Origin of the sequence: Brevundimonas sp. (assembly GCF_016742135.1) — a bacterium.
GTDB lineage: Bacteria > Pseudomonadota > Alphaproteobacteria > Caulobacterales > Caulobacteraceae > Brevundimonas.
The window spans coordinates 612,556-634,296 of the sequence record NZ_JACVCG010000002.1; the positions used below are offsets into that span (position 1 = coordinate 612,556).

The following is a 21,741-nucleotide window of genomic DNA, read 5'->3' on the forward strand; positions in this document are numbered from 1 at the left end:
TCGCGTTTCCCCTCCCCTACCCTCCGCCATAGCCTCCGATGATCGGCAGAATTTCGCCGGTGATGTAGCTCGAGCACTGCGGTGAGGCGAGGAAGACATAGGCCGGGGCGATTTCCTCGGGCTGGGCCGGACGCTTCATCACCGTCCCCGAGCCGAACTTCGATGTCGCCTCCGCGTCACGATCCGCCGGATTGAGCGGGGTCCAGACCGGGCCGGGTGCCACCACATTCACCCGGATGCCACGTGGCGCCAGGTGAGTGCCCAGCGAACGGGCAAAGGCGTGAATGCCGCCCTTGGTCATCGAATAATCCAGCAGCTGGTCATTGCCCATGATCCCGGTCACCGAGCCGGTCATCACGATGGCCCCGCCGGTCTTCAGGTGCGGGACAGCCGCCTGGCAGATGTTGAAATAGCCATAGAGGTTGGTCTTCAGCGTCCGGTCAAAATGCTCGTAGGTCAGGTCCTCGAACGACGGCACATGCTCCTGGAAGGCGGCATTCGGCACCACGACATCCAGCCGTCCGAAGGCATCCACGGTCGCCTGGACTGCGGCCTGCGCGAATGTGGGGTCAGCGACATCCCCCTTCAGCACGATCGCCTTCCGGCCCTCGGCCTCGACGGCCTTGCGCGTGTCTTCGGCATCGCCCTCCTCGTCCAGATGACAGATGGCGATGTCGCAGCCCTCGCGCGCGAACAACACGGCCACCGCGCGACCGATGCCGGAGTCGCCCCCGGTTATCAGGGCGGCGAATCCGTCCAGCTTGCCCGACCCCTTCCAGAAGGGCGCATCATACATTGGCGCGGGGTCCAGAGCCGCCTCGTCGCCCGGCTTGGTCTGATGTTGCTTCGGGAATGGCGGCTCGGGATAGGTCCGCGCCCCCGCCTGCACGGCCCCGGTCGGTTCTTCGCCACCGGATCGGGCCTCCCGGGCGTCGATATTCGACTGGATATCGCGTTCGTGGTCGGCGATGCGGTCCGCGCGGGCTTCAAAACGATCATTCATGGCTGGCCTCCTTGGTCAGGATGCCAATGCACCGGATCGATCCGATGTTCCGAACGGTCAGGCTTCAGCAGGTGCTGGCTGCGCCGTATCTCAGCGTTTCACCGGATACCCGGCCCTCTCTCAATTCGATCCGGATCAAGCGGTCATACTCGCACTCCGGCATGTCCGGTGTCTCATAACCCAGGGCGCGCGCGATCAGCGGCACGGTATTGCTGTGGCCCGAGATCAGGACGACCGCGTCCTCCGGCAGGGCCAGCACACCCCGTTGGATGGTCGCCACGTGGGCTTCTACGCCGCCGTCGAGGGGGCTCACGGTCACGAACGCCCCCGACGCCGTAATCGTTGGCGCGGCGGTCAGACGGGTGCGCTGCATGGGGCTTACCACCACCAGGTCGGGCATCCGGTCGGCGAACAGGGCCGCCACCGCCTCGGCACGTGCCATGCCGGCCTCGGACAGCACCGGGTCCCGTTCGGTATCGCTGGCCTTTTCGGCATGGCGCACAATGTAGACCGTCTGGGCCGAAGCCCCGGTCGCGCACAGGGTTAGCCCGACGGCAAGGGCCAGCCCGGTGATCAGGGTTTTCATGATTCTGCTTTCCTCCGGGTGAACGCCGCCTCACCGCTGGCCTCGCCATAGACCCGGCACAGGTCCTCGAACACACGATCCCAGGCAAAGCGGGTCTCCGCCTTGATGCGGGCCGCCCGACCGATGGCGTCCAGATCCCGCTCGAACAGGGCCGAAACGGCCTCGGCATAGGCCCGGGGTTCGGCCCGATCGGCCAGCTGTCCAACCGTCGTATCGACCGTCTCGGCCACACCGCCGGCGTTGACCCCGACGACCGGACGCCCGCAGGCCATGGCCTCCAGCACGATCAGGCCGAACGGCTCCTTGTCATTCGCGTGGACGAAGGCATCACAGCTGGCGATGATCCTGGCGACCGCCTTGGGATCGGTCTCATAGGGCATGGCGATCACCCGATCCTCAGGGGGCATGCCGGTGCCGGCGCCGACCAGAACCAGATGATAGGGATCCCCAAGCAGCTGCACGGCCTCGATCAGGACGTCGATGTTCTTTTCCTTGGCCGGACGCCCGGCAAAACACAGCAGTCGCGCGCTGTCGGGCAGGCCCAGATGATCCAGCAGCCACTGCCGATCCCGACGATCCGGCCGGAAGGTGTCGATCTCAACCCCCAGCGGGCGGATGACGATGTTCTGGATCCCGGCCTCTTCCAGGCGGCGCGCGATGAACCGGCTGGGGGAAACCACCGCGTCGAATTGCGAGAACAGGCGGGACCAGCGCTTCTCGACCGGCTTCTTGGCCCATTCGCCGAAATGAAGGGCAGCCAGCCCGGCCGGATCCGAATGGCAAAAACCGATGACCGGACACCCGACCCTCTGCCCCGCCTCAAGGGCACCCTGCCCCGGTGTATAGGGGTCGCCCGCCTCGATCACCGAGGGCTTCAGCGCCGCGACCCAAGCACCCCAGCGGCGCACCGAGGAGGGCCAACGATAGCCATCCCCGAACGGCAGCTTCGCTGCATGCAACCGCACAATGTCATCGCTGCCTACCCGGTGGCGGGCACCGGGAACAACCAGGCTATGGGCGATGTCCGGTCGATGGTCAGCCAGCCAAGCCTTCTTGGATAGAAGATACCGCTTCACCCCGCCGGATCGCGGCGCATAGAGCATCGTCGTGTCGACCAGCCGGGGACGGACATCCGCCGCAACCTTCCTCACGGCCTGAAAGGCTTCCGAAACCTCTTCATCGAGGCCCGGTATGAGCCGAAGTTCAGTCTCCTGAACCTCCTGCCCCCGAAGACTGCGGGCCAGTTTCAGGCCGGTCTCGCGACCCGCGCTGTCGGTCAGAGATTTTTGTTTCAGGCCGGTCTTTGACTTTACCATGATCGCCCGTAACGCCAGCGCGGGACAATCTCAAGTCTCGTCCGTGTCCGGCCTGTCTTCGTCGATCCGCCGCCCTCTTCGACCCAGCGCTTCCCGTATCAGAACCTCGATCTGGGCATTGACCGAGCGAAACTCCGCGGCAGCCAGCCGCTCGACCGCGGCCATGACCTTGGGCGAGGTTCTGAGCAGAAAGGCTTTGCGGTCTTTCGGCATATCGGGGATCAGCCGTACAGCGTGCCCGTATTGACCACGGGCTGGGCCTCACGGTCCGCGCACAGCACGACCAGCAGGTTCGAGACCATGGCGGCCTTGCGATCCTCGTCCAGATCGACAACGCCGCGGTCATTCAGGTCCTCAAGGGCGCTCTCGACCATCTCGACCGCACCCCGGACGATCAGGCGGCGGGCCGCCAGCACAGCCTCGGCCTGCTGACGTCTCAGCATGGCACCGGCGATCTCCGGGGCATAGGCCAGGTGCGCGATCCGCGCCTCGTCCACGGCCACGCCGGCCACCGCGATGCGGCCAACCAGTTCCTCGCGAAGGCGGGCGGCGACTTCCTCCGCATCGGCGCGGAGAGTCAGTTCATGCTCCTCACCGTGGTCATAGGCATAGTGGGCCGACATGTCCCGCAGGGCAGTATCCACCTGGATGTTCACGAAGGCGCGGAAATCATCGACATCGAACAGGGCCTGGGCCGAATCCTCCACCCGCCAGACGACGTTGGCCGCGATTTCGATCGGATTGCCTCGCTTGTCATTCACCTTCAGCTTGTCGCTGGTCAGATTACGGACACGCAGACTGATCTTCTTGCGGGAGTACCAGGGCAGAACCCAGCGTAGGCCGGTCTTACGATCCGTCCCGCGATAGTCGCCGAATAGCAGGATGGCCATCGCCTCGTTCGGCTGCAGTGCATAGAGACCGCACATCAGGATGAAGCCGAGCGAAAGCAGCAGTATCCCCCCGACCAAATTGAGCGGCGAGCCGGATTGGGCGGCAATGGTCAGGCCCCCGGCCACCATCAGGGCCAGAGAGATCAACAACATCAGAATGCCGTTTCCCGTGCGGGCCGGATGTTCCCGGGACAGCGAATGAGAACGGGTCGATGGGGATTGAGCGTCGGTCATTTGCACCCTCCAGTCATACCAAAATGATATCACATAGATATCCAATCGCGCAAGCCACACCCCTCGCCGAAGTGGCCAAATCAACCTCTTGGCCTTGCATTCGCCTCAAATTCGGGAAACTTGGGACAGAACCGGCACCATCCTGCTAGATGGTCTGAATCTGACGGCTCGCGAGTTTCCACGAGGGGTTTGTTCCGAATGCGTTATCTGTATGCGACCGCAGCGGCGATCGCTCCCCTTCTCTTCGCCTGCGGTGCGAATGCTCAGGTCTCCATCGACACGACCCGCACGACACCCATCACCACGTCCAATGCGACGGGTAGCGGACCGGCCAATATCTTTATCGTCAACGGCGGTATGATCAGCCTGACGTCCGGAACGGCGGTGACCATCGACTCCAACCACACGTTTGAGCTCTACGAGCGAGGCAGCATATCCCTGGTAAACTCGGCCAGCGGCTCCACGGGCATTCTGGTTCAGGCCGGAAACACCACCACCCTGACGATAGCCGGCACGATCGCCGTGACCGACACCCACGAGGCTGAGGACACCGACAAGGACGGCGATAACGACGGGCCGTTCGCTACCGGTACCGACCGGTACGGCATCCGCTTCGCCGGTGCCGGGGCTGTGACAGGAAACCTCAGTCTGCTTACCAGCTCGACGATCCTCGTTGAGGGTAATGAGTCTTTCGGCATCTCAGTGGAAAGCGACCTGATCGGAAATCTTGTTTCGCAAGGGACCATCCGGGTGGTCGGCGACAACAGCATGGCCGTGCGCAGTCTCGGAACCATCGACGGCAACGTTTATCTGGGCGGATCGATCACGACTGTCGGGGGCGGATCCACCGCTGTAGGCATTTTCGGTGATATCAACGGCGGTCTAAGCATCCAGGGTGCAATAACGTCCTCAGGTTACCGGTTCACCAGTCGCCCCAGTGACGAGGTGATTGCAAAGCTTGACGCTGACGACCTGCTTCAAGGCGGGCCTGCCGTGATCATCGCGAGTAATGTCACCGGGGGTGTCACCTTCGGACGTCCTCCGACCAATCAGGACGATGACAACCCTGATGAAGACAACGATGGTGTGCCGGACAGTTCCGAAACGACGGCCGAGATCAATGTTTACGGCGAGGCTCCGGCGGTTGTGGTGGGGTCAGCGACCCAGGACGTGACACTTGGTGTCGCGGGCACGGGCGATCTCGCCTATGGCTTCATCAACCAGGGCCAGATCAGTGCCCAGGGCATCTATGATGGGGTTACGGCCAATGCCATCCAGTTCGGCGTTGACGGTGGCCACTCGGTCTTCATCGAAGGCGGGATCTTCAATTCGGGAACGATCGCAGCCCTCGCCTATGACGCGGACGCCGTCGCGATTCGGCTCTCTGCCGGCGTGTCCACTGATCAGTTCATCAACAACGGTGCTCTCACCGCCGCCTCAGCTTCTGACGTCACTTCCAATGTAACCACCCTGTTGATCGAGGCGGGTGCCAATCTGCCCGTCTTCATCAACAACGGACAGTTCCTCGCCTCATCGGGCGGTGGCACAGCCGACCTGACGGGCATACTGGATCTCAGCGGCACCCTGACATCGATCACCAACACTGGATCGATGCAGGCGAACATCTTTGCCAACGACAATGGTGATCCGATTACGGGCACCACTACCCTCATCAACGTCGAGGCCAACACCACGGGTGTCACCCTGATCCAGGAAGGCATCGTGGACCCCGACAGTGACGGGCCGGATACGGACGGCGACGGCGTGCCGGACAATAGAGAACCGGCGATGGTCGGGAACATCCGCCTGGGCTCCGGCGCGGATCTGGTTGATATCCGCAACGGCACAGTGCTCGGCGACATTTCCTTCGGGGATGGACTGGATACCTTCCTGATCTCGGGCGGCGCCATCGTGCGCGGCGCGATCGAGGACAGCGACGGCCTTCTCGATATCACCGTCGCAAATGGCGTTCTGGACCTCAACCAGACAACCACCACCGACATATCCAACCTGACGATCGGTGGCGACGGGCGGTTGGTTGTAAACATCGACGGCAACACCAATTCGGCTTCAGGTTTCAACGTCTCGGGGACGGCGACGGTAGAGGATGGTGCCGAGTTGGGCGTCCGCTTCACCTCCCTGATTGATGGCCCCAGCCGCTTCACCGTCATCGACGCCGGTACCCTGAACTTCGGCAACCTCGATATGGACGGCATCGCGGCCAATGCCCCTTACCTCTTCATTCTGGACGCCGGAGCCGATCTGCCGAACAATCAGGTTTATGTCGATGTCCGTCGCCGCACGGCCGAGGAAGCCGGCTTCATCCGTGTCGAGGCATCAGCGTATGATGCCATCTACGAAGCTCTGGATCGCGATTCCCGCGTTTTGAGCGCCTTCCTCAACCAGACCGGTCGCGACGACTTCATCAATCTCTATGAGCAGATGTTGCCCGACCATTCGGGCGGTCCGCTGCTGTCCCTGGCAAGCGGGGTCGACGCGGTCACGCGCGCTCTGGTCGGTCGCAACGCCTCTGCCCAGCCGGGGGAAGCCAGCGCCTGGGTTCAAGAGATCACCTTCTACGCCGACAAGGACAAGACCGACACCTACGGCTTTCGCTCCGAAGGCTTCGGCGTGGCGGGTGGCGTGGAGTATGGCACCCGCAACGGCGCGGTGGGCGTCAGCATCGCCTTCACCTCTTCGGATCTTGAGGACCCCGAGTCCGAGGCCCAGGAGAACCTGACCGCCAGCCTCGTGGAGCTGGGGCTCTATTGGCGTGCCCAGGGTCAGTACTGGACCACGTGGGCGCGGGCTGCGGCCGGTTACGCTTCTTTCGACGCGACGCGTCAACTGGTCGGCGGTGGTGTCAACATCACGAATGAATCCAGCTGGAACGGCTATACCCTCGCCGCAGCCGGGGGCGCATCCTACGAGCGCGACTACGGTCGTTTCACCCTGCGCCCCGAAGTTTACGCCGAGTATTTCTCTCTCAGCGAGGATGCGCGCGAGGAAGTCGGCGGCGGCGACGGGTTCGATCTGATCATCGACGGGCGTGACGGACATATGTTCTCGGCCGTTGCGGCCATGAACGTCGCCTATAGCCTGGGAGAGAACAGCTGGCTCAAGCCGGAATTCCGTATCGGCTGGCGTCAGAATATCTCGGTCGATCCGGGCTCGACCATCGCCCGGTTTGCCAGCGGTGGCCCCTCCTTCAGCCTCGATCCGGATACCATTGAGGGCGGCGGCCCCATCGTCGGTTTCCGCCTGAATGTCGGGAATGAACTGGGCATGCTGAGTGTCAGCGCCGATGCCGAGATGATCGGCGACTATATGCGCTACATGCTGCTGCTGCGGGCCAGCTTCCGCTTCTAGGCTGCGGACAACATAGATAAAGGGCCGTCGGATCACTCCGGCGGCCCTTTCTTTTCTGGTGGGCGGCGAGGGGTTCGAACCCCCGACCCCCTCGGTGTAAACGAGGTGCTCTGACCAGCTGAGCTAGCCGCCCGTCCCTGTGGCTATGCCCGCGTGGGCTCAGCCATTCAAGGCGCTTTTCAGGCCTTCGCCCGGCCTGAAGCGGACCGTGCGCGTGGCTGGCTGGACAAGCCGCTCGCCCGTGGCCGGATGACGCCCCTCCCGTTGCGGCCGATCCGCAGGCACGAAGGCCCCGAACCCGGTCAGACGCACGGTGTGGCCCTGCGCCAGGCCCTGGGTAATGCCGTCAAGCACGGCATCCAGCGCCGCTCGCGCCTGATCGGGCGTGAGGTCGGCCGCCCGGGCGATGCGTCCGACCAGTTCGGGCCGGGACATCAGTGGCTGACGACGGCGTCGGGACCCGGTTCAGTGCCCGGCACCCGCGGCGGCAGGGGATCGGTCGCCTCGTCCCATTCCACGGGGGTGAGGGTTCCGACAAGAGCCCACTTCAGCGCCTCATCGGCGGTCGAGACCGGAACGATCTCCAGCGCCTCCTTCACCGTATCGGGCAAATCGGCCAGGTCCTTCTCGTTTTCCTGCGGGATCAGCACCGTCTTCACACCGGAGCGGAGCGCCGCCAGCAGCTTTTCCTTCAGCCCGCCGATGGCCGTGACCCGGCCCCGCAAGGTGATCTCGCCGGTCATGGCGATATCCTTGCGCACCGGGATGCCCGTCAGGACGGACACCATGGCGACCGTCATCGCCACCCCGGCCGAAGGACCGTCCTTGGGGGTCGCGCCGTCCGGTACGTGGACGTGGATGTCGGTCTTTTCAAATACCGGCGGCTTGACGCCGAAGGTCAGCGCCCGGGCCCGCACATAGCTGGCGGCCGCCGAGATCGACTCCTTCATCACATCCTTGAGGTTGCCGGTCACGGTCATGCGGCCGCGGCCCGGCATCTTGATCGCCTCAATGGTCAGGATATCGCCGCCGAACTCAGTCCAGGCCAGACCGGTGACGATGCCGACCTGATCCTCCTCGTCGGTCTCGCCATAGCGGTATTTACGAACGCCCGCGTACTCGGCCAGCTTGTCCGCATCGACGGTGATCGTCAGCAGCTTGCCCCGGGCCATTTCCCGGACGGCCTTGCGCGCCAGGCCGCCCAGGGCCCGCTCCAGCGAGCGCACCCCCGCTTCGCGGGTGTAGTAGCGGATCAGATCCCGGATGGTCTCATCCGGCACGATCCATTCGCCGTCCTTGAGGCCATGATCCTTGATCAGCTTGGGCAGCAGGTGGCGCTTGGCGATCTCGACCTTCTCGTCCTCGGTGTAGCCGGCGACGCGGATCACCTCCATGCGGTCCAGCAGGGGCTGGGGCATGTTCAGGCTGTTGGCCGTGGTTACGAACATGACGTTCGACAGATCGTAGTCGACCTCCAGATAGTGATCGCCAAAGTTGGCGTTCTGGGCCGGGTCCAGCACCTCGAGCAGGGCCGAGGACGGGTCGCCGCGCCAGTCGGCACCCAGCTTGTCGATCTCGTCCAGCAGGATGAAGGCGTTGGTGGTCTTTGCCTTCTTCATCGACTGGATAATCTTGCCCGGCATGGAGCCGATATAGGTCCGGCGGTGGCCACGAATCTCGGCCTCGTCCCGCACCCCGCCCAGCGACATGCGCACATATTCCCGGCCGGTGGCCTTGGCGATCGATTTGGCCAGCGAGGTCTTGCCCACACCGGGAGGGCCGACGAGGCACAGGATGGGGCCCTTCAGGCTGTTGGTCCGCGCCTGCACCGCCAGATATTCGATGATGCGTTCCTTGACCTTCTCCAAGCCATAGTGATCCTCCTCGAGGATTGCCTCGGCCTTGTCGAGGTTGATGGCCTTGGCCCGCGCCTTGCCCCAGGGGATTCCCAGCAGCCAGTCCAGGTAGTTCCGCACGACGGTCGACTCGGCCGACATGGGGCTCATATTGCGCAGCTTCTTGACCTCGGCCTCCGCCTTGGCGCGCGCTTCCTTGGAGAGGCGCGTCTTGCGGATGCGATTCTCCAGCTCCATGACCTCGTCACGCGCATCGTCGGTCTCTCCCAGCTCGCGCTGGATCGCCTTCATCTGCTCGTTCAGATAATATTCGCGCTGGGTCTTCTCCATCTGGCGCTTCACGCGCGAGCGGATCTTCTTTTCGACCTGCAGGACGCTGATCTCGCCCTCCATCAGGGCATAGACCCCTTCCAGGCGTGCCGGCACGTCGATGGTTTCCAGCAACGTCTGCTTGTCGGCGATCTTGACCGACAGGTGAGCGGCCACGGAGTCGGCCAGCCTGGAGGCATCGGTGATCTGCGGGATGGAGGTCAGCGCTTCGGGCGGGACCTTCTTGTTCAGCTTCACATAGCTTTCGAATTGCTCGATCACGGCGCGCGAAAGGGCTTCGGCGCGCGCCGGATCCGTCGTTTCATCGACGATGTCCTCGGCTTCGGCCTCGAAATAGTCGGCCTGGTCGGTGAAGCGCAGCAGACGCGCCCGCCCCTTGCCCTCGACCAGCACCTTGACCGTGCCGTCCGGCAGCTTCAGCAGCTGCAGCACATTGGCCAGCACGCCGATCGGATAGATGGCATCGGGACCCGGATCATCGTCGACCGAGTTCTTCTGGGTCGCCAGCAGGATCTGCTTTTCGCCCTTCATGATCTCGTCGAGCGCCCGCACGGATTTTTCGCGCCCGACGAACAGGGGCACGACCATGTGCGGAAACACCACGATGTCGCGGAGCGGCAGGACGGGAAGGGTTTTGGTCTCGGACATTCTACTCTCCTGGCCGACGTCGCTACGTCTGGCCCACAAGGCATTTCCCGACAACGGCAAAATGCCCCCTGTCCCCGACTCTCGGCGGACATTACGGGAAAAGTATGTGGCGTTTCGTTCGCCCGGTTCAAGGCGGTCGCGACATCCGCCCACAGACGGCGCTTACAGGCGAGGCATCGCCCCTGACCGGGCGGTCATAGGCCCGCTGAACTCTGGGCCGACATCGTCACGGACGATCGTCAGGCCGCGCCGTCGGCCTTCTTCTTCTTGTCGGCATAGATGAGCAGCGGCTGGGCCTTGCCCTCGATGACCTCGGCATTGACGACCACTTCCTCGACGCCCTCGAAGGTCGGCAGCTCGAACATGGTCTCGAGCAGGATCCCCTCCAGGATCGAGCGAAGGCCCCGGGCCCCGGTCTTGCGCTTGATCGCCTTTCCGGCAACCGCGTTCAGCGCGTCGTCAGTGAAGGTCAGTTCGACGTTCTCCATCTCGAACAGACGCTTGTATTGCTTGACCAGGGCATTCTTCGGCTGGGTCAGAATGGTGACCAGCGCCTGCTCGTCCAGGTCCTCAAGGGTAGCCAGAACGGGCAGACGGCCGATGAATTCGGGGATCAGGCCGAAGCGCATCAGATCATCGGGCTCGACCTGCTTCAGAACGTCGCCCATGCGGCGCTCATCGACTTCCTTGACCTTGGCGCCGAAGCCGATCGAGGCCCCTTCGCCCCGGGCGGAAATCACCTTCTCGAGGCCGGCGAAGGCACCGCCAACGATGAACAGGATGTTGGCGGTGTCGACCTGCAGGAACTCCTGCTGCGGATGTTTGCGGCCGCCCTGGGGCGGCACGGAAGCGACGGTGCCCTCCATGATCTTGAGCAGGGCCTGCTGCACGCCCTCGCCCGAGACGTCCCGCGTGATTGAGGGATTGTCGGACTTGCGCGAAATCTTGTCGATCTCGTCGATGTATACGATGCCGCGCTGGGCCCGCTCAACGTTGTAGTCGGAGGCCTGCAGCAGCTTCAGGATGATGTTCTCGACGTCCTCACCAACATAGCCGGCCTCGGTCAGGGTGGTGGCGTCAGCCATGGTGAAGGGCACGTCGATAATGCGCGCCAGCGTCTGGGCCAGCAGTGTCTTGCCCGAGCCGGTCGGCCCGATCAGCATGATGTTCGACTTGGCCAGTTCAACGTCGTTGTTCTTGGCCGCGTGATTCAGGCGCTTGTAGTGGTTGTGCACCGCGACCGAGAGCACCTTCTTGGCGTGGTTCTGACCGATCACATAGTCGTCCAGGACCTCACGGATCTCCCGGGGCGTCGGCACCCCGTCCTTGGCCTTGACGAAGCCGATCTTGTGCTCTTCGCGGATGATGTCCATGCACAGTTCGACGCATTCATCGCAGATGAACACGGTCGGTCCGGCAATCAGCTTGCGGACCTCGTGCTGGCTCTTGCCGCAAAACGAGCAATAGAGCGTGCTTTTAGCGTCTGTACCGGCGGCTTTGGTCATCGACCCTTCTCACTTCCACGAACCCGCCATACGGGGAATTCGCGCTTCCTGCGAACCTGATTCCGACAGAATAGGGTCGAAGGTCTTCAAAAATTGACAATCCCCCATCCGGGGCGAGGCGACAACCCCATCCGTCATCCGGATTGGGGAGCATTCCTGTTTTCGACTTGACCTGTCATCAAGGCGAAGTTCTGACATAGGGATCAGGCCCGCCCCCCGCCAGACCAGTGAGTGCTCGTTCTGTCCGCTTCCCCTTCCCTTTCCGGTCCCCTTGTCGCCTTCGACTTCGACGGCACCCTGACGGTGGCGGACAGCTTTACCGCCTTCCTGCGCTGGCGGGCCGGCACCGGGGGGTGGTTGAAGGGCCTTGTCGCCCTGGCGCCTGCCTCCGCCCGCTATCTGGTGGATCGGGACCGGGGCCGGATCAAGGCGGCGGCGGTCGCACGGTTTCTGGAAGGGGTCGAGGCCCTCACGCTGTCCGAAGAGGCCGAACGATTCGCCGACCAGGTCTGGGACCGGTTCATGCGTCCCGATGCCCTAGCCTGCTGGGAGGACTGGGGCGCAAAGGGCGCGCACCGCGTGATCGTGACGGCCTCCCCGGCCCTGACGGTGGCCCCGTTCGCCCGACGCCTGGGCGCCGAGGCCCTGCTGGGGACCGAGCTGGCTCTCGATGCGGAGGGACGGGTCACGGGAGCCTTCGTCGGCGAGAACTGTCGCGGCGAGGAAAAGGTCGAACGGCTGAACCGCGCCTATGGCCCCGATGTGGTGCTGGAGGCCGCCTATGGCGATACCTCGGGTGATGCGGAAATGCTGGCCCGAGCGGCCTACCCCGGCTTTCGCCGTTTCAAAGGGCGACCCTGAGGGCATGCGTAGCCTCGCCGTCCTTCTGTCAGGCCTGATGCTGGCTGGCCTCCCGGTTGTCCCCGCCCTCGCGCAGGAGTCTGCCCCGCGCACCCGACCCAACTTCGCCGTGGATGCAGACGGCCAGAGGCTGGTGGCCGAGGCGGGGCTGGCCTGCAACATCCGCGACGTGGATTTGCGCGGCTATGACGTCCGGGGCGACGGGCTGTATGAGATCGCCTGTCGGGAGGGGGCGGGATATCTGATCCTCGACGCCCGCCCGGCCGTGGTGCATCCCTGCCTGATGCTGCAGGGCATCCGGCTGGACCGGCGGCCAAACCGGATGCGGCAGGCCAATCCGCCCCAGTGCCAGCTGGCCGGCAATACCGATCCGGTGCCGGAGCTGACGGCCCGGGCCCGCCACGCCGGGATCGACTGCGACATCAATGCCGTGGCGGTGCTGGGGCTGGACGCCGACCGCCATCCTCTCATCGAGGTCGGCTGCCGGGATCGCGACGGAGCGTGGCTTGAGGGCGCGGACAGCCGGACGGTGACCTCCTGCCTGATTGTCGAGGCCCAGGGCGGTGAGTGCGGCTTTACCGATGCCGCCGAGAGAGCCCGCGAAGTCCGTCTGTGGCTGGCCGGGACCGAGGCTGAGGGCTGCGACGTCACCGAGGCGGTGTTCCGGGGCCGGACTGCGGACGCCGAGGTCTATGAAGTCCGGTGCGGGGCCGACGACGGCCTGACGTTTGAGCGGACCGGCGACGGTGAGATCATCGACGTCCGGACCTGCGAGGCGAGCGCGGCGGTCGGACGTCCGTGTGCCCTTACTCCTCGGACTCCAGCCGCCCCCGATAGGCGCTGACGATCGCCTGGGTGATGGACTGCACCTGGGCCATGGTGCTGATCCGACCCGGGCGCGTCGCGTAGATTCCCTCCATATAGGCGCGGTCCCAGCCGGACAGGCCAGCGATGCTGTCGGGCTGCTCGAACAGGTTGAGGATGGTTTCATAGCGACCCGTCTCGGCATCCGGATTGACCTGGACGAGCGCCACCATGGCCACATAGTCGCCGAGTTGCTCCAGCGAGACACCGCCCAGCCGGTCGACGTCGATAATGACGAAGGAGCGCTTCATCGTATCCTCGATAGAGGACTGGATGCGGGAGGCGACGGTCACGCTGACCTGGGGCGCGTAGCCGAGGACGTCGAAGGCCCGATCATAGCTGCCAACATGATCACCCGGCAGGCGAACCGCGCGCGTGCCGGTCTCGGAGTCCGTCGGCATGCTGACGTGCCACCAGCGCACGGGGCGATCCGAGGACATGAAGTCCTCGAGCGCATTCCGGCCCCGGTCCATGCCGCCGCCGCCGACCACGAACAGTCGCGGGCGCATGCCGACGAACTGGCGGGTAAAGCCGGCCCCGTCAGTGGTGCCGATGATCAGGATGCTGGGCTCGCAGCCAGGCTGACCGGCAGAGAGACCCAGATCCCTCGCCACATCGGAGACCCGGTCAATGAGGTACTGCGCGACCTCGGGATCGAAGTTCGCCGCGCCAACACAGACCCCCTGCCGCCAGCGAGCCGGTCCGCGCCCCCGGGCGGGCGCCGCGACCTCGCGGACGTACTCGGCCGTCCGCTCCTCGAGCCGGGTGCCCTCGACGACGATCTCCTCAAGGCGATAGACCGTCGGGTCCTGGGCGGGCGGTGACGCAGCCGGTGGGTCCTGGAACGCTGACACCGCAAGGGCCGCCGCCATGAGGGAACCGATCATACCGACCTCCGTGCCGGTGGCCGTTCAAGGCTCACCGAATTTTGTGACGCGAGATCCTAGACGGTTTTGATGCCGTCGTCGTCAGCCTGCTGCCGCTTGTCGTAAACGTGATCGACAATGCCCCAGGCCTTGGCTTCGTCGGCGCTCATGAAGTGGTCCCGGTCGAGGGTCTTTTCGACTTCCTCATAGGTGCGGCCCGTGTGGTGGACATAGATTTCGTTCAGGCGGCGCTTGGTCTTGATGATATCCTCGGCGTGACGCTCGATGTCCGAGGCCGTACCGCGGAATCCGCCCGAGGGCTGATGCACCATGATGCGGGCGTTGGGCAGGGCGATCCGGTGCCCGGCCTCGCCCGCCGTCAGGATCAGCGAGCCGGCCGAGGCGGCCATGCCCATGACCACGGTCGAGACCGGCGACTTGATGTATTGCATGGTGTCATAGATCGCGAGCGCGGAGGTCACCTGACCGCCGGGGCTGTTGATATACATGCTGATTTCCTTCTTCGGATTCTCCGACTCCAGGAACAGCAGCTGGGCGCAGATCAGGCTGGCCATGCCGTCTTCGAAGGGGCCCGTCAGGAAGATGATCCGCTCGCGAAGCAGGCGCGAGAAGATGTCGAACGCGCGCTCGCCCCGGCTGGACTGCTCGACCACCATGGGCACGAGGTTCATGTTCATCAGTTCGATCGGATCGCGCATGAAGGCCTTCTTGACTGCATGGGGGGCGCGACTCGGCGGTCGCACCCGTGTGAGACCGGAATATCGCGACCCGAAGGACCCGGCGCAAGGCGGGTCAGTTTTCGGGCACCGCCTCCTGCTCGGCCCGCAGGCCCCGGGCGAGATCGGACGCGATGCTGGAGGCCAGAACCGCAGGGTTACGGCGCATCGCCCGGTCGTCCCGGTACAGGGCCTCAAGGAAGGCCAGGTCCCAGTCGGTCATACTGTCCGTCGCGGCCGGATTATCCAGCACATTCAGAATAGTGGGAAAGTCCGAAGTGTCTCCGCGCGGGTCGATCTGGGCCAGGGCCACCATCGACAGATAGTCCGCGAGTTGCGGCGCGGTCAGGTGGGCCACGCCGTCCACGTCAACGATGACGATCACCTTGTTCAGATCGTCGCGAACAATGGTCGTCAGCAGGGAGCCGAAGGTGCTGATCGAGGGAGCGGAAGGATTGCCTTCGTTGTCGGTCTCGCCCGGAATGCGCACGGCGATCCGACCGGTCTCGGAGTTGATCGGCAGGGCCATGTGCCACCAGCGCACCGCGGCATCGCCTTCCTGAAAACGACCCAGCGCCGCGCGGCCCAGATCCATGCCCGAACCGCCGACGCGGAAGGCTGCGGGCTCGGCCCTGACCATGGCGCGCGCCATCTCGGCCCCGTCGTCGGCAAAGGTGATGACGACATTGGGCGAACAACCCGGTGCGCCGACTTTCAGACCCAGATCCTCGGCCCGGGTTGAGATGACATCGGCCAGATACTGGGCGGCCTCGCCGCGCAGATTGACCACGCCGACGCAGACAGTGTCGCGCCATCGCGCCAGACCCCGCCCCCGTGCCGGCACCGCCAGGCTGTAGACGAAGTCGCGCGCCGCCTCATTCAGCGGTCGCCCCAGCACGACAATGTCGTCGACGCGGGTCTCGGCAGGATCCTGAACAGAGGCCCCCGGCACCGGGTCCTGGGGCGCGGTCGTGATCAGCAGGGCAGCGAGGGCGGTGGCGGCCAGCATGGAAAGCTCCGAAGAGGTGAGATGAGGGACGCAGTCCCTCTCAAACGCACCACCGCCATAAAGCCGTCGCGACCGAGAGGCGCGTTACTTCGTTGTAATGTCGAGCATGTCAAAGCCCCTCTCGCCCGTGGGGCAGAGGTGATGGAGAGGCGGGCGGCGCGCGGGCCGGGGGCCCGGAACCGTTGCTCCCGTGCTTTCGCCGTCAGGGAGCGTGTGTGAGTTTCGGCCCCATAGCCTGGCGCCGCCCCGGTCGGTTCACGCGAGCGCCTGGGGGGACTGTCTCTTCAGCCGGGAGTCGGGGCGCCCAAAAGCTTGCGGTCCCGACCTCGCCTGTCCCGGTTCGACAGCAGGTCCCAGTCTCTCGGCCCGCGACGGGCGAGGCGTCCAGAAACACCCCGGGCCCCGGCGTTTACACCGGGCAGTCCCGCTCGACCGGCCCCCGCCGCCGCATCAGTGCCTGGGTCCCGAGGCGCCTCTCCTGCGACGGAGACAGGGCAGAGGGTTGCACACCCCGCGACCCGGTCGGGAAGAACGGTGCGAGAAACGGTGGGGGCGTTGAAGGGGCTGGGGAATTCGGCGGCGGGTATCATAGTTGCTGCCCTCGGCCTCGCGTCATCCTCGGGCTTGACCCGAGGATCGGTGTCGCCCGCTACGGCTGACGGCGTGCCCGGACCGACCCTCGGATCAAGTCCGAGGGTGACGAAGAAAACAGGAAGAGGTTCATCACAAAGGACACAAAGGAAGCACGAAGGGCACAAAGGGGGGTGTCCGGGCTCGACCTCGTTGTGTCCTTTGCGGGCTCTTTGCGGGCTTGTGATGAACCTGCCTGGCAGCTACGCGCCGCCCCTCGGGTGGCGGAGGGGCGTCCTGCTGGACAGCAAAACGCCCGGCGCGAGGGCTGCGACCGGGCGTTGAAGCGGTAATGGATGACGGGAGGATCAGACCTCGTCGTCTTCCTTCATCAGCTCGTCCTTGCTTATCGGCTTGTCGGTCATTTCGGCCTGGCTGAAGATCAGTTCGCAGACCTTTTCCTCATAGATGGGGGCGCGCATCTGGGCGGCGGCCTCGGGGTTCTGGCGGTAGAAGTCCAGCACCTGACGCTCCTGGCCCGGATAGTTGCGGGCTTCGGCCATGAGGGCATTGTTCAGCTCCTGATCGGTGACGCCGACATTGTTGGCGCGGCCGATCTCGGCCAGCACCAGACCCAGGCGCACGCGGCGCTCTGCGATCTTGCGGTACTCTTCCTTGAGCGCCTTGTCGGACTTCTTGGCGTCCTCTTCCGGCAGACGACCCGCTTCCTTGTCGGCCTCGACCTGGCGCCAGATGCCGTCGAACTCGGCCTCGACCATCTTCGGCGGCAGGTCAAAGCTGTGACCGGCATCCAGCTGGTCCAGCAGGGCGCGCTTCAGCTTGAATCGGGCGGCATTGGCATACTGCTGGTTCAGGTTGTCCTTGAGGATGCCCTTGAGCTTTTCCAGGTCTTCCAGACCCAGCCGCTTGGCGAAGTCGTCGTCGATCCTGGTTTCGGCCTCGGCCTTGATGGCCTTGACGGTCACGTCGAAGGTCGCGGCCTTTCCGGCCAGATGGGCGGCCTGATAGTCCTCGGGGAAGGTGACCTCGACGACCTTTTCCTCGCCGACCTTGGCGCCCTTCAGCTGCTCCTCGAAGCCGGGGATGAAGCGGTTCGAGCCGATCACCAGATCGGCGTCGGTGGCCGAGCCGCCCTCGAAGGCCTCGCCGTCGATCTTGCCGACGAAGTCGATGGTCAGCTGGTCGCCGTCGGCGGCCTTGACCGTCTTGCCGGTCTTGTCCTCATAGGACTTGGATTGCGAGGCCAGTTCCTTGAGGGTTTCCTCGATGTCGGCATCGGTCGCCTCATAGACTGGGCGCTCCAGCTTGAGCGTCCTGGGGTCGACCGGAGTGAAGTCGGGCATAACCTCGAGCGACATTTCATAGGCGAGGTCGGCCTGGCCGGCGACGACCTTGTCCATGTCGCTGGTCAGCTTCATCTCGGCGGGAGCGGCCGGGCGCAGCTTGGCGTCTTCCAGGGCCTTCTGGCTGGATTCGTTCAGGGTGGCGTTGACGATCTCGCCCATGAAGTCCCGGCCATAGGCCTTGCGCACATGCGAGGCCGGCACCTTGCCCGGGCGGAAGCCCTTGAGCTTCATCTGGGGGGCCACTTCCTTGATGCGGGCATCCAGCTTTTCGTTCAGCTCAGTGGCGGGAACGATAACCTCGATCACGCGGCTGAGGCCGGCGGCGGACTTTTCAACGACTTGCATGGACGATCTGACGCTCTGGGGCGCGACCGTTCGGGATCGCGCGCGTGGGGGAATAAACGAACAGGGCCGCCCCCTTCGGAGCGGCACCTCGAAGCCCGCCCTTATGTCGAGAACGCCGCCAAAGGTCAACGCGCGGCATGCCTTCTGCGGTTCACAGGCGCGGCCCACCACCCTATGTCTGGGGGATGAGCGCATCCCCCTCCCCCCTCGGCCTGTTCATCTGTCCGGTCACGCCCCTGCAGCAGAACTGCACCGTCGTCTGGTGCACGGCGACGAAGAAGACGGCCGTCATCGATCCCGGCGCATCCGGCCCGATCATTCTGGCCGAGATCCAGCGGCGGGGGCTGGACATGGACCAGATCTGGATCACCCACGGCCATCTGGATCACGCCGGCGGGGCGGCCGAGCTGCAGGATCTGTCGGGTGCCCCCATCATCGGCCCGCATCCGGACGACCAGTTCTGGATCGACGGCATTCCGCAGCAGGGACGGACGTACGGCCTGCCCGAGGCGCGCAGCTTCACGCCCGACCGTTGGCTGGACGAGGGGGACGAACTGCGGCTGGGCGAGACCCGCTGGCAGGTGTTCCGCACCCCCGGCCATACGCCCGGCCATGTCATCTTCTATTGCGAGGCGGCGCGCTTTGCCCAGGTCGGAGACGTGCTGTTCAAGGGCTCCGTCGGACGGACAGACTTTCCGCAGAGCGACCCCCAGGCCCTGATCACCAGCATCGTGACCAGGCTGTGGCCGCTGGGAGATGATGTGACCTTCGTGCCCGGACACGGCCCGCATTCGACCTTCGGAGCCGAGCGACGCGACAATCCCTTCGTGTCTGATCGGGCCCTGTCCGGACAGGGGGCACGGTTGTCCCCTGAGTCGGAACGTCGCGGCCCGCCGTAAGCGGAACCGGACGGGGGCGACGGGGTTCTTTCTGCACAGTTCTCGATTAGTCAGAAAGGTCAACACCATGGCCGAGGCCAAGCCCCCCGCTCGCCCGTCCGGAGTCTCGAAACGAGGCTTTGCCTCCATGGACCCGGAGCGCCAGCGCGCCATTGCCCGCAAGGGCGGTGCCAGTGTTCCCAGCGAGAAGCGCAGCTTTTCCCAGGACCGGGCGCTCGCGGCCCAGGCCGGGCGCAAGGGCGGTGAGGCCTCGCACGGCAGCCGCCAGGCCGAGACCACGACGGGCGCTGCCGGCCCCAAATAGGCGCAACGTCGGCCCTCAGCCCTGCAGCAGGGCGAGGGCCACGGCGGGCGAGGCGGACTGGCGCCACTCGACCAGCTGCCAGCCGGCCTTTTCCACCAGCTCGACCACCGCGTCCCGCGTGAACTTGCGTGAGCTTTCGGTGTGCAGGGTTTCGCCCTCCAGAAAACGGAAGCCGGTGCCGTCGAGGGTGACGACCTGGTCCCGCATCGACACCAGATGCATTTCCATGCGTGACCGGTCCGCGTTCCAGACGGCGCGATGCTGGAAACTGTCCAGATCAAAGTCGGTCCCCAGCTCGCGATTGGCGCGCACCAGCAGATTGAGGTTGAAGGCAGCGGTGACGCCCTGGGCATCGTCATAGGCGGCGACCAGCACCTCGACCGGCTTGACCAGATCGACCCCCAGGATGAAGTGCGAACCCGGGCCCAGCCGTTCATGCGCCGTGGTCAGAAAGCGGACGGCCAGATCCGGCGTCAGATTGCCGATGGTCGAGCCGGGGAAGAAACCGGTGCGCGGGCCGCGCCCCAGTTCCGGCAGGGGCGGCAGGTCGAGGAAGTCTCCGGCGACGGGACTGACCTCCAACTCCGGATAGGCTTCGCGGATACGGGCGGTCGCGGCCTCAAGCGCATCGGTGCTGATGTCGATCGGCATATAGGTGGCCACGCCGGGTGCCTGATCCAGCACGATGCGGGTCTTTTCGCTGGCGCCGGAGCCGAACTCGACCAGCACGGCGTTCTGGCCCATGAAACGGGCGATGTCGGGGGCCATGTCGCGCAGCAGGGCCGTCTCCTGACGGGTGGGATAGTATTCCGGCAGGCGGGTGATGTCCTCGAACAGCCGCGAGCCCTCGGCATCGTACAGCCATTTGGGCGACAGGGATTTCTGCGGCTTCGACAGACCCTCGACCAGATCGGCGCGGAACTGAGCGGTCTCGTCGTCAACAGGCATCCGGGCTCCGGGCTGGGGGTCAGCGTCGCGCGCCAGGCGGAGACCGGCGAAGGCCCAGCGCTGATGCGGGTAATAGAAGTTGCGATAGGTCAGGCGGCGATGGTCGGGCGGGGTGGCGAAACACGAGCCGCGCAGGACGCCCTGATTGGCCATGAACTTGCCGTTGTACTCGCCCGCTGTACCAGGCGTGGCGCGGAACCCCGGATAGGGAGCGTAGGCGCTGGCCGTGTGCTGCCACACCTGACCGTCGAGACCCGTGAAGGCGTCGGGGCGGGTGCGGGCGGCGTGCTCCCACTCGGCCTCGGTCGGCAGGCGGGCACCGGACCAGCGGCCAAAGGCGTCGGCCTCATACTGGCTGACGTGGCAGACGGGAGCGTCGGGATCGACGGGCTGGCGGCCGGTCAGGGTCATGACCGTCCAGCCCGCATCCCCGATCTGCCAGTAGAGGGGGGCCTGCCAGCCCTCGGCCCGGGCGGTGGCCCAGCCATCGGACAGCCACAGCTCGGCCCGGCGATAGCCCCCGTCGGCCATGAACTCGAGCCACTGGCCGTTGGTCACCAGGTCGCGGGCCAGCTGGAACGGCTGAAGATGCACGGGGTGGGCCGGGCCTTCATTGTCGAAGGCAAAGCCCGCGCCGTCATGGCCGAGGGTAAACAGGCCGCCGTCGAAGGCCTCCCAGCCGCCTCGCGCCGCATGGTCACCGCGCCAGCCGGGCTCGGCCTCATAGGCCACCGGATCCAGCGGCGAACAGGACATCAGGTTCAGCACGTCCATCAGGAACAGCTCCTGATGCTGCTGCTCGTGATTGAGGCCGAGCACGAACAGATAGCGCCCTTCCCCGTCCGTCAGGCCGGCGCGCAGGCGCTCGACCATGCGGCGGTCGATCTCACGGCGATAGTCCAGGACATCGTTCAGCGAGGGCCGCGTGATCAGGCCGCGCCGGTCCCGGGCGATGCGCTCGCCGACGCCGTCGTAGTAGGAGTTGAACAGGGTGAACCAGACCGGGTCGAACGGGCGATACTCCGGATCCCGGCAAAGGATCATCGCCTCATAGAACCAGGTGGTGTGGGCCAGATGCCATTTGCCGGGGCTGCAGTCGGGCATGGACTGGGCCTGCAGGTCCTCGGACGACAGCCCGTCGGCGAGGGCCGGCATGACACGTCGCGAGGCCTGATAGCGGGCCACGTCCCGCGCGCTCTGATCCTGAACGGTGGCAGGCGCGTTCATGGGCATC

18 protein-coding genes and 1 tRNA gene are annotated in these 21,741 nt (G+C 65.1%); 5 read left to right on the forward strand and 14 right to left on the reverse strand.

All coding sequences use genetic code 11. The annotated features are described in order from the left end of the window. Positions 1 to 16: 16 nt before the first annotated feature. From IBJ06_RS06665 to IBJ06_RS06685, 5 genes are all read right to left on the reverse strand, one after another. Positions 17 to 1,003, reverse strand: a complete 987-nt coding sequence (locus tag IBJ06_RS06665) for an SDR family oxidoreductase (protein WP_292158440.1) — start codon at positions 1,001 to 1,003, stop codon at positions 17 to 19. Positions 1,004 to 1,067: 64 nt separating this feature from the next. Then, positions 1,068 to 1,589, reverse strand: coding sequence for a phosphoglycerate mutase family protein (locus IBJ06_RS06670; protein ID WP_292158442.1), 522 nt, complete (start codon positions 1,587 to 1,589; stop codon positions 1,068 to 1,070). Continuing rightward, on the reverse strand, positions 1,586 to 2,905 hold the full coding sequence (locus IBJ06_RS06675) for a glycosyltransferase (RefSeq protein ID WP_292158444.1): 1,320 nt from the start codon (positions 2,903 to 2,905) through the stop codon (positions 1,586 to 1,588). The genes IBJ06_RS06670 and IBJ06_RS06675 overlap by 4 nt, the downstream gene beginning before the upstream one ends. Positions 2,906 to 2,935: 30 nt before the next feature. Continuing rightward, a complete protein-coding gene (locus tag IBJ06_RS06680; RefSeq protein WP_292158446.1) occupies positions 2,936 to 3,118 on the reverse strand; it encodes a hypothetical protein in 183 nt (60 codons plus the stop codon). An 8-nt stretch (positions 3,119 to 3,126) separates the two neighbouring features. Further along, positions 3,127 to 3,948, reverse strand: a complete 822-nt coding sequence (locus IBJ06_RS06685) for an SPFH domain-containing protein (protein ID WP_292158448.1) — start codon at positions 3,946 to 3,948, stop codon at positions 3,127 to 3,129. A gap of 279 nt (positions 3,949 to 4,227) precedes the next feature. Here IBJ06_RS06685 and IBJ06_RS06690 point away from each other — a divergent pair, with 279 nt between their 5' ends. Continuing rightward, on the forward strand, positions 4,228 to 7,398 hold the full coding sequence (locus tag IBJ06_RS06690) for an autotransporter outer membrane beta-barrel domain-containing protein (protein ID WP_292158450.1): 3,171 nt from the start codon (positions 4,228 to 4,230) through the stop codon (positions 7,396 to 7,398). Positions 7,399 to 7,454: 56 nt separating this feature from the next. Here IBJ06_RS06690 and IBJ06_RS06695 read toward each other — a convergent pair. From IBJ06_RS06695 to clpX, 4 genes are all read right to left on the reverse strand, one after another. Next, a tRNA-Val gene (locus IBJ06_RS06695) sits at positions 7,455 to 7,531 on the reverse strand. Between the two features lie 26 nt (positions 7,532 to 7,557). Beyond that, positions 7,558 to 7,833 (reverse strand): HU family DNA-binding protein, encoded by a 276-nt coding sequence (locus IBJ06_RS06700; protein WP_292158453.1) that lies wholly within the window; start codon positions 7,831 to 7,833, stop codon positions 7,558 to 7,560. Continuing rightward, positions 7,833 to 10,232, reverse strand: coding sequence for an endopeptidase La (gene lon, locus IBJ06_RS06705; RefSeq protein ID WP_292158455.1), 2,400 nt, complete (start codon positions 10,230 to 10,232; stop codon positions 7,833 to 7,835). The genes IBJ06_RS06700 and lon overlap by 1 nt, the downstream gene beginning before the upstream one ends. A gap of 239 nt (positions 10,233 to 10,471) precedes the next feature. Further along, positions 10,472 to 11,737 carry an ATP-dependent Clp protease ATP-binding subunit ClpX gene (clpX, locus tag IBJ06_RS06710; RefSeq protein WP_292158457.1) on the reverse strand — a complete coding sequence of 422 codons (1,266 nt, stop codon included), beginning with the start codon at positions 11,735 to 11,737 and terminating at the stop codon, positions 10,472 to 10,474. Positions 11,738 to 11,968: 231 nt separating this feature from the next. Here clpX and IBJ06_RS06715 point away from each other — a divergent pair, with 231 nt between their 5' ends. After that, a complete protein-coding gene (locus IBJ06_RS06715; protein ID WP_292158460.1) occupies positions 11,969 to 12,598 on the forward strand; it encodes an HAD-IB family hydrolase in 630 nt (209 codons plus the stop codon). Between the two features lie 4 nt (positions 12,599 to 12,602). Further along, complete coding sequence (locus IBJ06_RS06720; protein WP_292158462.1) at positions 12,603 to 13,442, forward strand: hypothetical protein; 840 nt, start codon at positions 12,603 to 12,605, stop codon at positions 13,440 to 13,442. Here IBJ06_RS06720 and IBJ06_RS06725 read toward each other — a convergent pair. From IBJ06_RS06725 to tig, 4 genes are all read right to left on the reverse strand, one after another. Next, complete coding sequence (locus IBJ06_RS06725; RefSeq protein WP_292158464.1) at positions 13,405 to 14,349, reverse strand: hypothetical protein; 945 nt, start codon at positions 14,347 to 14,349, stop codon at positions 13,405 to 13,407. The two genes, IBJ06_RS06720 and IBJ06_RS06725, sit on opposite strands and share 38 nt — an antisense overlap. A 56-nt stretch (positions 14,350 to 14,405) precedes the next feature. Next, the gene (locus IBJ06_RS06730) at positions 14,406 to 15,047 is read right to left on the reverse strand and encodes an ATP-dependent Clp protease proteolytic subunit (protein WP_292158466.1); all 642 of its coding nucleotides are present in this window, start codon (positions 15,045 to 15,047) and stop codon (positions 14,406 to 14,408) included. Between the two features lie 94 nt (positions 15,048 to 15,141). After that, on the reverse strand, positions 15,142 to 16,074 hold the full coding sequence (locus tag IBJ06_RS06735) for a hypothetical protein (RefSeq protein ID WP_292158467.1): 933 nt from the start codon (positions 16,072 to 16,074) through the stop codon (positions 15,142 to 15,144). 938 nt (positions 16,075 to 17,012) lie between these two features. Then, on the reverse strand, positions 17,013 to 18,356 hold the full coding sequence (tig, locus tag IBJ06_RS06740; RefSeq protein ID WP_292158469.1) for a trigger factor: 1,344 nt from the start codon (positions 18,354 to 18,356) through the stop codon (positions 17,013 to 17,015). Between the two features lie 185 nt (positions 18,357 to 18,541). Here tig and IBJ06_RS06745 point away from each other — a divergent pair, with 185 nt between their 5' ends. Continuing rightward, complete coding sequence (locus IBJ06_RS06745) at positions 18,542 to 19,255, forward strand: MBL fold metallo-hydrolase (RefSeq protein WP_292158471.1); 714 nt, start codon at positions 18,542 to 18,544, stop codon at positions 19,253 to 19,255. A gap of 67 nt (positions 19,256 to 19,322) precedes the next feature. Then, positions 19,323 to 19,559 carry a general stress protein gene (locus IBJ06_RS06750; protein WP_292158473.1) on the forward strand — a complete coding sequence of 79 codons (237 nt, stop codon included), beginning with the start codon at positions 19,323 to 19,325 and terminating at the stop codon, positions 19,557 to 19,559. Positions 19,560 to 19,574: 15 nt separating this feature from the next. Here the strand turns inward: IBJ06_RS06750 and egtB are convergent, their stop codons facing one another. After that, complete coding sequence (gene egtB, locus IBJ06_RS06755) at positions 19,575 to 21,734, reverse strand: ergothioneine biosynthesis protein EgtB (protein WP_292158475.1); 2,160 nt, start codon at positions 21,732 to 21,734, stop codon at positions 19,575 to 19,577. Positions 21,735 to 21,741 lie beyond the last annotated feature (7 nt).

Coding starts and splice junctions, on each gene's coding strand:
- IBJ06_RS06665 (WP_292158440.1), bottom strand. CDS start 1,003: ATGAATGATCGTTTTGAAGCCCGCGCGGACCGCATCGCCGACCACGAA.
- IBJ06_RS06670 (WP_292158442.1), bottom strand. CDS start 1,589: ATGAAAACCCTGATCACCGGGCTGGCCCTTGCCGTCGGGCTAACCCTG.
- IBJ06_RS06675 (WP_292158444.1), bottom strand. CDS start 2,905: ATGGTAAAGTCAAAGACCGGCCTGAAACAAAAATCTCTGACCGACAGC.
- IBJ06_RS06680 (WP_292158446.1), bottom strand. CDS start 3,118: ATGCCGAAAGACCGCAAAGCCTTTCTGCTCAGAACCTCGCCCAAGGTC.
- IBJ06_RS06685 (WP_292158448.1), bottom strand. CDS start 3,948: ATGTTGTTGATCTCTCTGGCCCTGATGGTGGCCGGGGGCCTGACCATT.
- IBJ06_RS06690 (WP_292158450.1), top strand. CDS start 4,228: ATGCGTTATCTGTATGCGACCGCAGCGGCGATCGCTCCCCTTCTCTTC.
- IBJ06_RS06700 (WP_292158453.1), bottom strand. CDS start 7,833: ATGTCCCGGCCCGAACTGGTCGGACGCATCGCCCGGGCGGCCGACCTC.
- lon (WP_292158455.1), bottom strand. CDS start 10,232: ATGTCCGAGACCAAAACCCTTCCCGTCCTGCCGCTCCGCGACATCGTG.
- clpX (WP_292158457.1), bottom strand. CDS start 11,737: ATGACCAAAGCCGCCGGTACAGACGCTAAAAGCACGCTCTATTGCTCG.
- IBJ06_RS06720 (WP_292158462.1), top strand. CDS start 12,603: ATGCGTAGCCTCGCCGTCCTTCTGTCAGGCCTGATGCTGGCTGGCCTC.
- IBJ06_RS06725 (WP_292158464.1), bottom strand. CDS start 14,349: ATGATCGGTTCCCTCATGGCGGCGGCCCTTGCGGTGTCAGCGTTCCAG.
- IBJ06_RS06730 (WP_292158466.1), bottom strand. CDS start 15,047: ATGCGCGATCCGATCGAACTGATGAACATGAACCTCGTGCCCATGGTG.
- IBJ06_RS06735 (WP_292158467.1), bottom strand. CDS start 16,074: ATGCTGGCCGCCACCGCCCTCGCTGCCCTGCTGATCACGACCGCGCCC.
- tig (WP_292158469.1), bottom strand. CDS start 18,356: ATGCAAGTCGTTGAAAAGTCCGCCGCCGGCCTCAGCCGCGTGATCGAG.
- IBJ06_RS06745 (WP_292158471.1), top strand. CDS start 18,542: ATGAGCGCATCCCCCTCCCCCCTCGGCCTGTTCATCTGTCCGGTCACG.
- IBJ06_RS06750 (WP_292158473.1), top strand. CDS start 19,323: ATGGCCGAGGCCAAGCCCCCCGCTCGCCCGTCCGGAGTCTCGAAACGA.
- egtB (WP_292158475.1), bottom strand. CDS start 21,734: ATGAACGCGCCTGCCACCGTTCAGGATCAGAGCGCGCGGGACGTGGCC.